General features: G+C 61.7%; 12 protein-coding genes. 6 read left to right on the forward strand and 6 right to left on the reverse strand.

Annotated features, from left to right (window positions below):
* Positions 1-30: 30 nt before the first annotated feature.
* The gene (locus tag G6K99_RS10415) at positions 31-783 is read right to left on the reverse strand and encodes a FadR/GntR family transcriptional regulator (protein ID WP_062456032.1); all 753 of its coding nucleotides are present in this window, start codon (positions 781-783) and stop codon (positions 31-33) included.
* 185 nt (positions 784-968) lie between these two features.
* Here G6K99_RS10415 and G6K99_RS10420 point away from each other — a divergent pair, with 185 nt between their 5' ends.
* The 5 genes from G6K99_RS10420 (at position 969) to G6K99_RS10440 (ending at position 6,087) form a co-directional block, all read left to right on the forward strand.
* Positions 969-1,541 (forward strand): DUF922 domain-containing Zn-dependent protease, encoded by a 573-nt coding sequence (locus tag G6K99_RS10420; RefSeq protein WP_180215476.1) that lies wholly within the window; start codon positions 969-971, stop codon positions 1,539-1,541.
* Positions 1,542-1,572: 31 nt separating this feature from the next.
* The gene (locus tag G6K99_RS10425; protein ID WP_174196488.1) at positions 1,573-2,724 is read left to right on the forward strand and encodes a M20 family metallopeptidase; all 1,152 of its coding nucleotides are present in this window, start codon (positions 1,573-1,575) and stop codon (positions 2,722-2,724) included.
* 113 nt (positions 2,725-2,837) lie between these two features.
* Positions 2,838-4,394, forward strand: coding sequence for a VOC family protein (locus G6K99_RS10430; protein ID WP_174196489.1), 1,557 nt, complete (start codon positions 2,838-2,840; stop codon positions 4,392-4,394).
* Positions 4,391-5,353 (forward strand): ROK family protein, encoded by a 963-nt coding sequence (locus G6K99_RS10435; RefSeq protein WP_244631423.1) that lies wholly within the window; start codon positions 4,391-4,393, stop codon positions 5,351-5,353. Before G6K99_RS10430 ends, G6K99_RS10435 begins: the two co-directional genes overlap by 4 nt.
* Positions 5,354-5,358: 5 nt before the next feature.
* The gene (locus G6K99_RS10440) at positions 5,359-6,087 is read left to right on the forward strand and encodes a copper homeostasis protein CutC (RefSeq protein WP_174196816.1); all 729 of its coding nucleotides are present in this window, start codon (positions 5,359-5,361) and stop codon (positions 6,085-6,087) included.
* A gap of 14 nt (positions 6,088-6,101) precedes the next feature.
* Here G6K99_RS10440 and G6K99_RS10445 read toward each other — a convergent pair whose 3' ends face one another.
* The 4 genes from G6K99_RS10445 to G6K99_RS10460 form a co-directional block, all read right to left on the reverse strand.
* Complete coding sequence (locus G6K99_RS10445) at positions 6,102-6,743, reverse strand: helix-turn-helix domain-containing protein (protein WP_371816159.1); 642 nt, start codon at positions 6,741-6,743, stop codon at positions 6,102-6,104.
* A gap of 78 nt (positions 6,744-6,821) precedes the next feature.
* Entirely contained in the window at positions 6,822-7,193 is a 372-nt protein-coding gene (locus G6K99_RS10450) for a transcriptional regulator (RefSeq protein ID WP_139283807.1), read from the reverse strand.
* A 140-nt stretch (positions 7,194-7,333) separates the two neighbouring features.
* Positions 7,334-7,954, reverse strand: coding sequence for a response regulator FixJ (gene fixJ, locus G6K99_RS10455; RefSeq protein WP_062456050.1), 621 nt, complete (start codon positions 7,952-7,954; stop codon positions 7,334-7,336).
* Positions 7,941-9,458 (reverse strand): PAS domain-containing sensor histidine kinase, encoded by a 1,518-nt coding sequence (locus tag G6K99_RS10460; protein ID WP_062581169.1) that lies wholly within the window; start codon positions 9,456-9,458, stop codon positions 7,941-7,943. The genes fixJ and G6K99_RS10460 overlap by 14 nt, the downstream gene beginning before the upstream one ends.
* A 306-nt stretch (positions 9,459-9,764) precedes the next feature.
* Here G6K99_RS10460 and G6K99_RS10465 point away from each other — a divergent pair, with 306 nt between their 5' ends.
* Positions 9,765-10,160 (forward strand): response regulator, encoded by a 396-nt coding sequence (locus tag G6K99_RS10465; protein ID WP_062456056.1) that lies wholly within the window; start codon positions 9,765-9,767, stop codon positions 10,158-10,160.
* A 16-nt stretch (positions 10,161-10,176) separates the two neighbouring features.
* Here G6K99_RS10465 and G6K99_RS10470 read toward each other — a convergent pair whose 3' ends face one another.
* On the reverse strand, positions 10,177-11,433 hold the full coding sequence (locus tag G6K99_RS10470) for an AGE family epimerase/isomerase (protein ID WP_174196491.1): 1,257 nt from the start codon (positions 11,431-11,433) through the stop codon (positions 10,177-10,179).
* Between the last annotated feature and the right edge of the window lie 101 nt (positions 11,434-11,534).

An 11,534-nucleotide genomic window follows, 5' to 3' on the forward strand; every position in this document is an offset into this window, starting at 1 on the left:
GTACATGTATGATGAATTTGTGTCAACACGTCATCTGACAGATTGGCGAACTTCGCGCAGCAACGTCCGGTAGCGCAGTTGCGCGCCACGCAGATGGCTGCGCATGGCCTGCCTTGCGCCTTCTTCGTCGCCTTCCGAAATTGCCACGACGATCGCGTCATGCTCCTTGTCGAGAAGGGCGATATAGGCCGCCTGATCGGATTCGGAATCGTCCGGACGCAGGGCCGCACGGGGGATCAGCCGCTTGCCGATCATGGTCAGGAACTCGCGGAAACGTGGGTTGTTGGTCGCTTCTGCAATGGCGAGATGGAGGGCAAAATCCGCCTCGCTGGTCGGCTTGTCTGCCTCGAGACAGGCGCGGACGGCGTGGTGGTGTTCGAAGATGCTTTCTTCCTGCGCGGGCGAGCGGCGCACCGCTGCAAGGCCTGCAGCCTCGACTTCGACGGCGGTTCTGAGCTCCAGGAGCTCGATCATCGAGGACACCTGAGCAAGATCGATATTGTTGAGCGAGAGCATCGTGGGCTGGTTGTTTTGCCGTGGTTCCAGCACAAAGACGCCGGCACCCTGGCGCGCTTCCACAAGACGGTCGGCGCGGAGTGCGGCGATCGCCTCGCGCACAACGGTGCGGCTGACGCCGTGGGTCTCCGTCAGCTGCGCTTCGCTTGGCAGCCGCGCACCGGCCGTGAACTGACCGGCGGCGATCGCCTGGCGCAATGTATCCGTCAGCTGAGACACCAGCGTTCCTGCACCCTTTGCCGGCTCCAGCCTCGTCTCTCCAGCCATGCGTCTCTCCTTGCGCTCTCGTTATCTGCTCCCGTTAACCTGTATGATAAGTCGGCTTCGTTGTCACGGCTTTTGCTTATGGAGCCTTTGCGGCAGTTGAAAGCGGCCGCACTTGTCTCTAGGTTGCGGCATTGATTTCAGATGTCGGGTGATGAGTGCGCGAGAGAGTTCGGTGTATCGGTCTGTTGTGTGCTCTTAGTCTCTGGCCGGCGGCAGCCCAGGCGCAGTGGAAGCCGGTGGAGCAGGTGAAGACCTATCCGGTCAAAGGCACGTCCGGCATCGAGCTCTACTCCTCGATCGGCGAAAACGGCCCCAAGGTCGGCAGCCAGGTTCGGGCGATCGCCCATACGGATTTCAAGCTGACCTGGTCGCGCAAATACGAGCCGCAGCCCGACGGCGCCTGCACGCTGGTTTCGGCACGCCCCAACATCGTCATCATCTACACGCTGCCAAAGCTTGTCTCGAAGCTGTCGCCAGCGCTTCAGCAGAAATGGGACGCGTTTACTGACGGCGTGCGCCGGCATGAGCGGGTCCACGGCGCGATGATCGAGGATCTCGTGCGCCAGATCGAAGCGGCCAGTATCGGGCTTTCGGTGCCTAGCGATCCGAAATGCACCAAGGTGCGGGCTGAACTGCAGAGCAAGATCGCCGTCATCTTTCCCGCCCATCAGCAACGCAACCGGGATTTCGACAAGGTAGAACTCGGCGATGGCGGCAATGTGCAGCAGCTGATCCTCCAGCTCGTCAACGAGCGCTAGAGACAGGCGAATTTTTCAAAGGAAGCTTTCAATGACGCAGGTTCTTTCCGCTGGTGATGTCGATGCCGAGGCTCTGATCGAAGAGCTGAAAGAGTGGGTGCGGATCGAGACACCCTCCGGCAATGCGGCGGCGGTGAACCGTCTGGTTGATCGCGTCGAAGCAATCGCGGAAAAGGCCGGGCTTTCCACCGAACGGCTGCCGGGCACGCTCGGGTTCGGCGATATTCTCGCAGTCCGATCACCCCGGCAGGCAGGGAGCAACGAGAGATCGGTTCTGGTGCTCGCTCATCTGGATACGGTCCATGCGATCGGCGTGATCGATAACCAGCTCCCACTTCGCCAGGACGGCGACAAGCTCTACGGACCCGGGATCTACGACATGAAGTCCGGTGCGCTGATGGCGCTGGAGGCGTTGAAGATCGCGGTTGCAAAGGGCAGCAGAATGCCGGTCGATCTCGTTTTCGTGCCGGACGAAGAGGTCGGAAGCTTTTCGTCGCGGGCCTTCATGGAGGAATGCGCGCGTAGCGCCGGTTATACGCTGGTGGTGGAACCCGCGCGCGACGGCGGCAAGATCGTCATCGCCCGCAAGGGTGTGGCGATGTACGATATCGTCGTGCGTGGCCGGGCCTCGCATGCGGGCACACGGCCACAGGACGGACGAAGCGCCGTGCGGGCGGCAGCAAGGCTTGTGCTCGATCTGGAGGCGCTGAACGACGCAGGGCGCGGCATCACCGTCACGGTCGGAACGATCAGCGGCGGCACCGGTCGCAATACGGTGCCGGCGGAATGCCGCATGCAGGTGGATGTTCGCGTGCCCGACGATGCGACAGCCACGGAAGTCACGGCGAAGATCGCCGCCATGCAGCCGGTCGATCCGGATATCACGTTCGAGATCAAGGGTCAGATGAACCGGCCGCCGTTTGCGCAGTCGGATGCGGGGCGGAGACTGTTCGATAGCGCAGCGAAGGTCGCAACGGATCTGGGCATCGCGCTGGAGGGCGTCACGACCGGCGGCGGTTCCGACGGCAATTTCACCGCAGCGCTTGGCGTGCCCACGCTCGATGGTCTCGGCGCTGATGGCGCAGGCGCGCATACGTTCGAAGAGCATATCTTGCTGTCGAGCGTTGCGCCGCGGACCGCGCTCTTGGCCAACCTGATGATGTCGCTCGAGCCCGAAGCCTGACGGGTGCCGCTTTGTGAACGGTGCGGCACCGGCCGCACCCATCACGGCATCTTTTCATCGTCCAGAAATTGCGTCCATATGGCTGATATCGAAGACCAATCGGGAATTCCGACATGACCAGCGGCCTGCACCACATCACCGCCATCACCCGCAAGATACAGGCGAATGTCGACTTCTATGTCGGCTTCCTCGGATTGCGGCTGGTGAAACGCACCGCCGGTTTCGAGGATGCGCAGCAGTTGCATCTGTTTTACGGCGACGGTGCCGCATCGCCCGGATCGATCGTGACGTTTCTCGCCTGGGAAGATGGATCGCTCGGTCGGGTCGGGCATGGGGCGCCGAGCGAGATCAGCCTGGAGATTTCGCCGGAAGCGATCGGCTTCTGGCTGACGAGGGCCCTCCAATATAACATCAAGCTATCCGGGCCTGCGCAGGAATTCGGCCAGCCCGTGCTGCGGCTGACGGATCCGGACGGTATCATCGTCAAGCTCGTCGGCGTCGAGGAGACGGGACCCTGGGTCTGGTGGCCGGATGGCGGTATCGCCGAAGAAAACGCAGTCCGCAGGCTTTACGGCGCGACGATTCTTTCCGAGAAGCCCGAGGAGACTGCTGAATTCCTTGTGAGGCATATGGGGTTGGCTGTCGGAAGCCGGGAAGGCAACATCCAGCGTCTGGTCTCGGATGCGCATGATATCGTCGATGTCCGCGACGCTTCAGGCTTTTGGACTGCAGCACCGGGGACGGGCGCAATCGATCATATCGCGTTCCGGGCCTTGGATCGCGTGGCGGTCGAGGCGGTGTATGGAGATCTTGTTGCTGCCGATTCGGGCGAGATGAACATCCACGACCGGCAGTATTTCCATTCGCTTTACGTGCGCGAGCCGGGCGGCACGCTGATCGAACTCGCCTCGGACGGGCCGGGTTTTGCCACCGATGAACCGGTCGAGACGCTCGGAAGCCAGCTGTTCATTCCGAAGCATTTCAAGGCGGATCACGAGGCGCTGAAGGTGATGCTGCCGCAGTTCGGTCTCCCCGGCGAAGAGCGCGTCATCTACCGCGATCTGCCGTTTGTTCATCGTGTTCACATGCCTGACAACTGGGACGGCACGACGCTGGTGCTGATGCACGGCACCGGCGCCAACGAAACGGCGCTGCTGCCGCTCGGACGCAAAGTGGCACCCAACGCCCTGTTGATCGGTCTGCGCGGCCGCTCGCTGGACGAGGGCTATCCGCGCTTTTTCCGCAGGCTCAGCCAGACGACGTTCGACCAGAAGGAGATCACTTCTGAAGTGGAGGCTTTCGTCGGGTTCATCGAGGATATCGCTCCGGCCTATGGTGCCGACCCCGCTCGCACCGCGTTCCTAGGTTATTCCAACGGCGGCAACATGATTGGTGCGACGATGCAGCTTTACCCGGAGGTCATCCGCAGAGCGGTGCTGCTGCGCTCGATGAACGTGCTCGAAGACCGACCCGTCGTTGATCTTTCCGGGGCAGAGGTCCTGTCACTCAGCGCCACCAACGATTTTTACGGCCCACTTGCCGGCGAGATCGAGGACAGGCTACGGACGGCCGGGGCCGACGTGACGGCCCGGGTACTCGATGCCAATCATGGCCTCGACGCGGAAGACGAGGTCGTCGTGCACGAATGGCTCAAGGAGCGGATTGGTTGACAGGTAACGTGTTCACGACCGGAAACGACAAGCCGGTATTCTGTGCCGATATCGGCGGTTCGTTCATCAAGTTCGCGGTGTCGCCGAAGCCTGGTGTCATCGAGCCTCTGGAGCGGGTTCCAACACCCGCTTCCGACTGGGATGCGTTCGTGGCAGCGCTGTCTGACCTGATCGCGCGGCATGCCCATCTGGTCGAAGACAATGACTCGACGCCGCTGGCGTTGTCGATCACCGGGATCGTCGATCCCAAGACCGGCGTTTCGATTGCCGCCAACATTCCCTGCATCACAGGACGTCCCGTGGCGGCGGAACTTTCCGCGCGGCTCGGAAGGCCGGTCGTTGCGGCCAACGACGCCGATTGCCTGACGCTTGCCGAAGCCAGTGAAGGTGCCGGCAAGGGCCATGACGTCGTGTTCTGCGCCATCATCGGCACCGGGATCGGCGGTGGTCTGGCGATTGATGGCAAGCTGGTGCGCGGTGCGGGCGGCGTGACCGGCGAATGGGGCCACGGGCCGATCGTCAATACGACCGTCGAGATCGCCGGCGAGACGATCCACATTCCGCGCCTGGCCTGCGGTTGCGGCCAGTCCGGCTGTGCCGATACGGTCGGCGGCGCACGCGGGATAGAGCGTATCGACGGCCTGCTCCATGAGAGAGCCGAGACCAGCCACACGATCATCGCGGACTGGCAGGCCGGCGACGTGTTGGCGGAAAAGACCATCGCCGTCTGGCTGGAACTGATTGCCGATCCCCTGGCGCTTGCGGTCAACACGATAGGGGCGTCGGTCGTGCCCGTCGGAGGGGGACTGGCCTCCGTTCCGGCACTGATCGACCTGTTGGACGGAGCAGTGCGCAAACGCATCCTCAACCGGATAAGTTACCCATTGGTGATCCCGGCGCTTCGGCAGGCGGATGGTGGGCTGGTCGGGGCAGCGGTGCTCGGCCGGCAGGAGGGCTGATGGCGATGCGGATCACGCTCGAAGTCTGTGTCGATACGCCTGAGGGGTTCGAGGCGGCTGTGGCGGGCGGGGCCGACCGGATCGAACTCTGCGCGGCGCTCGATCTGGGCGGACTGACGCCGTCGCCGGGGCTGATGGCACTGGCGGCGAAAGCGTCGACCCCGGTCTATGCGATGATCCGACCGAGGGCAGGGGATTTCGTCTTCGGTCTCGGTGACGAGGCCGCCATGCTCGGCGATATCGACGCTGTGCGGTCCGCCGGGTTGGCGGGTGTGGTGATCGGTGCGAATCTGGCCGACGGCCGTCTCGATGTGGCGCTGCTCGAACGCCTGATGCGACATGCTGACGGTCTCGGTGTGACGCTGCACCGTGCCTTCGATCTGGTGCCGGATCCGGTTGAGGCCCTTGACGTGGCGATGACGCTCGGCGTTGGGCGCATCCTGACGTCCGGGCTGGTTCCGCGCGCCATAGACGGCGTGAACCTGTTGAAGCAACTGGTCGATCAAGCCGGGACACGGTTGTCGATCATGCCGGGCAGCGGGGTCACGCCGGCAAACGTTGTCGAATTGTTGAACTGCACCGGTGCCCGCGAGGTCCACGGCTCCTGCCGCGCTGTTCTCAAGCGCGGTGACGGCAGAGCTGTCGAGTTCGGTTTTGAAGCTAACCAATCATACCGGACAAGCGAAGTCATCGTGCGCGAGATGCGGACGATCTTGGATGGTGTCGGCGGCTGAGGGTTCGCTCAGCCTCAGGCGCAGAGGCTGGCGAGGGCCTTGAAGTCCTGGATCTGCACGCAGCGGACGCTTTGCAGTTTGATCAGGTTGGATGCGCGCAGCTTTGCGAACACACGCGAAACGGTTTCAATCGTCAGGCCGAGATAATCCGCGATGTCGAGTCTCGACATCGGCAGGTCGAAATGGTCGAGATTGCCCTGGCGGTTGGCCATGTCCAGCAGGAAGCCGGCGATGCGCTCCACCGCGGTCTGGCGACCGATGACCGCCAGGTGCTCCTGGGCGCGCAGCATGCCGCACAAGGCGAGCTTCAGAATGTCGTCGCCACTGCCGCGCTGGGAAAAGCTGCGCAGTCCCGTCGGAACGATCGCTTCCGCAAAAAAGGCATGCGTGCGGTCGGCTTCAAACCCAAAGGTCTCGCCGGAAAGGTAGAAGCCGATGACCTGACGGCGGCCATCGGACAGCAGCCGATGGAGGCGGACGGCGCCGAATTCGACCTCGTAGAACGTCCCGGATTTCTCGCCGGGCGTGTAGATTTCCTTGCCGCCGGCATAGGTCTGGACCTGGGTAACCCGGGTGACTGGTGCGGAGGAACACGGAAACGCGATCGGCGTTGCGTTTAGCATCTTTGCCTGGGCGTTCGCGACGGGAGCGTTCACGGCTCTTCCTCCAAGTTATCAGAGCTAGGATGCCGCAAGCCACTCGTCGGCGATATTGAGGTGTCTCCCTACGGAGTTCTACGTAGCGACCGGTGCCGGCGTGGCGTGGCTCAGATGGGCGAAATCCCTCACCATCCGCAGCAGTTCGGCGCCATCGAATGGCTTTATCAGGATGCGCGCCGTGTTTTTGGATGGGATCGGCGTCATTCCGTCTGCCAGCATGATGAAACGGCTGGGAGAGTCGAGAAGCTTGTGCTGGGCGTCGAGGTTGCCGTGGACCTCGTGGGAGTCGATGATCGTGCACGCGGACGAGGCTGCCGAAGCGTGGCCCGCGCACCAGCTTTCGTAGGAGAGAACCTGAAAACCTTCGACCTCCAGCGCGAACGCCAGCGACTGTCTAAGCCCGGCATCCGGAGCGATCACTGCAATAGTGGTCGAGGGTGACAACACGTGGACTATCCAGGATCCGGGGGGCGCTAGGGCGACATTGGACGCCGATTGTAATATGCGCGCCACGCCCCAAGCGGACTTTGCGTTAGATCAAGAAGTTGCAATTAAATCGCGGATTGTCCGTTTGTTCAGGTTCGGCGTCACTCCTGGTCGAAGCCGGCCGCCATGGTCATCCGAACCAGTTGCGGCAGGCTGCGCGCCCGCATCTTGGCCATCACGTTGGCGCGGTGGACTTCAACCGTCCGGGGGCTGATGTCGAGATCGTAGGCGATCGACTTGTTCGGCAAGCCGGCAACGACTGCCAGAAGGACCTGGCGCTCGCGATCGCTGAGCGACTGGAGGCGGCTCAACACTTCCTGCACCTCGGTCACTTCCGTCGGCTTTTCGACGAGGAGCTTGGCAGCCCGCTCGATTGCTTCGATGATGGTCGTATCGTCGAACGGTTTTTCGATGAAATCGACAGCGCCAGCCTTCATTGCTTCCACTGCCATCGCCACGTCGCCGTGGCCGGTTATGAAGATCACAGGCATCCGGATCTTCTGGGCGGCGAGCGACCTGATCAGCTCGAGTCCCCCGATATCGGGCATCCTGAGGTCGCTGATGAGCAGGGCGTTGCGAGTTCCGGGCGCAAATTTCAGGAAGGCTGTCGCGCTTTCATGCACGCGCACGGCAAATCCGTTCATCGTCAGCATGAAGGCGAGCGACTTGCGCACCGGCTCTTCATCGTCGACGATATGCACCACGTAGTCAGCGGTCGGCATTCTCTTCGTCCTCCTTGTACAACGGCAGCGTGAACCGGAACGTGGCACCTCCGGCGACATTTCGGGTGACCACCATCTCACCGTCATGGGCTTCGATAATACGTTTGCATATCGAAAGTCCGATTCCCATACCACCCGCCTTGGTCGTCACGAATGGCTTGAACAATTGGGCCTCGATCTCCTCCGCAATCCCGGGGCCTGTGTCTTCGACGACCACGGCCACGTGCTCGTCGTCCTGGACCAGCGTGCGGATCGTGAGCTCTTTCCGCTCACTGTCGCGCATCGCTTCGATTGCGTTGCGCATCAGATTGGTCAGGACCTGCTGGATCTGGATCTTGTCAGCGACGACGATTTCCGGGCCGTCGTTGAATTCGAACATCGTCCGCACGCCGTTTTCGCGAGAACCGACCAAGGCCAGAGCCGCCGCTTCTTCAATCAGCCGGCGGATGTTGTGGGGTGCTTTTTCCGTTTCGCCCTTCGTCACGAATTCGCGCAGGTGCTTGATGATCTGCCCGGCGCGGAGAGATTGGTTGCCGGCCTCCTTCAGCGCATCTCGCAATCGCGACGCCATGTCGTCGTCCATGTCCCGCAGGAGTCTTGCGCAGCCGTGGACATAATTCGCGATGGCCGAAAGCGGTTGGTTCAGTTCATGGGCAAGGGTCGAGGCCATTTCACCCATCTCGTTCAGTCGCGCGAGACGGGCGACTTCACCCTGCATTTCCTGCAATCGTGCCGCCGATTCGGCTCGTTCGGTAAGATCTCGCACGAAGCCGGTATAGAAGGTCTCGCCACCCGACCGGGTTTCGCCAACGGCAAGCTTCATCGGGAAGGTGGAGCCATCCTTGCGACGGCCGACCACGACGCGATCCCGGCCGATAATCCGCTTCTCGCCGGTGCGCGCGTAGCGCTCGAGATAGCCGTCATGCTCCCTGTGGTAGGGCTCCGGCATGAGGATACGCAGGTTGCGTCCGACGACCTCGTCTTCCGTATATCCGAACTGGCGAACGGCCGCGGAATTGAAGGAGACGATGATGCCTTCCTTGGTAATGACGATGGTGGCATCGAGCACGGTGTCGAGGATCGATCGCAGATGCGCCTCGCGAACCTCGGCCTTGGCCTGGGTCTTTGCGATGATGATCCGGGCGATATGCAGGACCTTGCCGGTGACGGCGATTGCCAGGCTGGTCAGAGCGACCACTCTCAGTTCCGCCGAGGTCGCGCTGACGGGTGACAGTTCCTTCAATGCCCAGACACCGATTACGGAGAGGACTGCAGCGACCACACCCGGTCTCAAGCCTCCGATGACGGAGGCGAAGATGATCGACGGCACGAAAAAGAAGTAGATTCCCTTGCCGTTCATGGGAACGGACAGAGCCAGACGAATTGCAAAGCCGACCAGGAAGCCGACCACAGCAAGGAGATAGACCTCACCACGGGTGAAATCACGTTTCTGAATGAACTGTACGAAGCGTTCGGTGCGCCCGGTCATTTCGCTTAGGATCATCGCTCATCCTACTGAAAAGGCGATCGACAGGCGCGCGGAGAGACGGGCGCGGATGTCTTGAACGCGTTGTAGCACAGGCTTAAATGCAGCGTCCAACGGGCAAATCAGGGAGGGGTCTTCATACACATGCTTTTCACCATATGTCAGAGAAACCGCGCATTCGCTCCGGAACCCTGTTCATCCCGGCGTGCAATTGATCGGTAAACCCGATAAGGCTGGGCCTTGGCCTAAACATTCCGCTAGGTTATCAACCAGAATCAGACTGGTAACACACACGCAGCCATGGCTGCTGCCGGAGAATTTGATATGTCGACCGTAGCCGCCGAAGCAAATGAAGGGCGCGCCGCACCGATCAAGGTTTTGTTCGTAGAAGACGAAGCCCTGATCCGCATCTCTACAGCCGATTTCCTGCAGGATGCCGGCATGGGCGTCGTCGAAGCCGGCACAGCGGGTGAGGCGCTGGGCCTTGCCTCCGAGCAGCCGGTCGATATCCTGGTTACCGACGTGCATCTGCCCGACATGACAGGCCTGCAACTGACCATCAAACTCCGCGCCCAATTTCCGGATCTCCCGGTCATCTTCGCGACGGGCGATCGCAATGTCGAAGGCGCCGAAGGCCTGTCGCGTTCGGGCCTGGTGACCAAGCCCTATGACTACGACAGCCTTGTATCGCTGATCCGCTCGATGGTCTCGGCTGGCTGACCGGCGGAACCGGCCGTCAGATTCGGCCGTCCGCCTCCACGATCATCTTCGTCAGGCTGCCATCCGCGGGAAACAGCGGGATGAGGCATGCCTGCAGCGCGTGATAGATGTCGCCCTTGCCGGGAAACAGGGTGTGAGCCGGCGCCAGATCTTCCGTGAGTTCCTCGTGCCAGCCGCCGTTCTTGTGGTCGATGAACTTGTTGGCGATGGTGCCCCAGATCAGCCTGTAGCTGTCTTCGTAGAAGCTGTCGGCCGGCAGATGCTGGTTGATGAAGTGGGCCGCTGCCGCGCCCTCGCACATCGGCCACCAGAGCTTGTTGGTCTTGGCGGGCTTGTCGTCCCAGTCGAGTGTGTAGAAAAAGCCGCCTTTTTCCTTGTCCCAGCCGAGTGACATGGCCTGCACGAACAGGTTCTTGGCCGCATCCGGCATCCAGGCGTGCTTCTTGTCGCCAAGCGTCCACAGTTGCAGCGTCAGGCGGGCCCATTCAAGCCAGTGGCCAGGTGTCGTGCCGGCCGGGCGGAACATCTCGTCCTTGTGGTAGTAGTTCTTGTCGATCTGCCAGTCGGTATCGAAATGCTCGGCGACACGGAAGCCCACGCTGCCGGCAAGGCGGCGGATGACGAGGTCTGCAATGCTTTCGGCCTTATCCAAATAATGCCGTTCGCCGGTTGCCTCAAAGGCCGCCATCAGCGCTTCGGTCAGGTGCATGTTTGAGTTCTGGCCGCGGTAGCTGCCACCGTCGATCGGCGACCAGTCGGACGCGAATTCTTCGGCGATGGCGCCGTGTTCGCGATCCCAGAACCGCGTTTCCAGCACGTCGGTAACGTCGGCGAGCATCGCGTCGGCCAGCGGATGGCCGACGACCTTGGCAGAGGATGCGGCGAGAAGCACGAAAGCATGGCCGTAACCCTGCTTGTTGCTGTCGGCCGGGCCATCGTCGTTCATCGACCAGGCATAGCCACCGTTTTGTTGGTCGCGGTGACCGTTCCAGAGAAAATTCATGCCGTGGTCGACCAGGTCGCCCGTACCCGGACGTCCCAAGAGATAGCCGATAGAATAGCAGTGCACCATGCGGGCAGACGCGTGAATGCCGCGAACGGGATTGTCGCCGGGGAGCGGGTTGCCGGTAGGATCGAGATCGAAGAAGCCGCCCTTGGGGTTGATGGCCCTGTGTTGGAAGAAATCGAACAGGCCGTCAGCCTGTTGCAGCAGCCAGCGCCGGTGGTAGGGCAGATCGCTCCAGAATTTCGATACCTGGCCCGCGTCGCTCATGCTTCTCTCCCTTTTGCATTCTGCTTCAAGGCTATACCGTGAGGAGTATGGCCTGTCATCGACAATTCGTTTATTACTCACGGCACGACGGCTGGACATCA

This window comes from Neorhizobium sp. AL 9.2.2, assembly GCF_013317225.1.
Taxonomy (GTDB): domain Bacteria; phylum Pseudomonadota; class Alphaproteobacteria; order Rhizobiales; family Rhizobiaceae; genus Neorhizobium; species Neorhizobium soli.

Bases quoted from the DNA above. Each gene is read 5' to 3' on its own strand.
- G6K99_RS10460 (WP_062581169.1), bottom strand. From the start codon at position 9,458: ATGATCCTAAGCGAAATGACCGGGCGCACCGAACGCTTCGTACAGTTC.
- G6K99_RS10470 (WP_174196491.1), bottom strand. From the start codon at position 11,433: ATGAGCGACGCGGGCCAGGTATCGAAATTCTGGAGCGATCTGCCCTAC.
- G6K99_RS10430 (WP_174196489.1), top strand. From the start codon at position 2,838: ATGACCAGCGGCCTGCACCACATCACCGCCATCACCCGCAAGATACAG.
- G6K99_RS10415 (WP_062456032.1), bottom strand. From the start codon at position 783: ATGGCTGGAGAGACGAGGCTGGAGCCGGCAAAGGGTGCAGGAACGCTG.
- fixJ (WP_062456050.1), bottom strand. From the start codon at position 7,954: ATGCCGACCGCTGACTACGTGGTGCATATCGTCGACGATGAAGAGCCG.
- G6K99_RS10425 (WP_174196488.1), top strand. From the start codon at position 1,573: ATGACGCAGGTTCTTTCCGCTGGTGATGTCGATGCCGAGGCTCTGATC.
- G6K99_RS10465 (WP_062456056.1), top strand. From the start codon at position 9,765: ATGTCGACCGTAGCCGCCGAAGCAAATGAAGGGCGCGCCGCACCGATC.
- G6K99_RS10440 (WP_174196816.1), top strand. From the start codon at position 5,359: ATGCGGATCACGCTCGAAGTCTGTGTCGATACGCCTGAGGGGTTCGAG.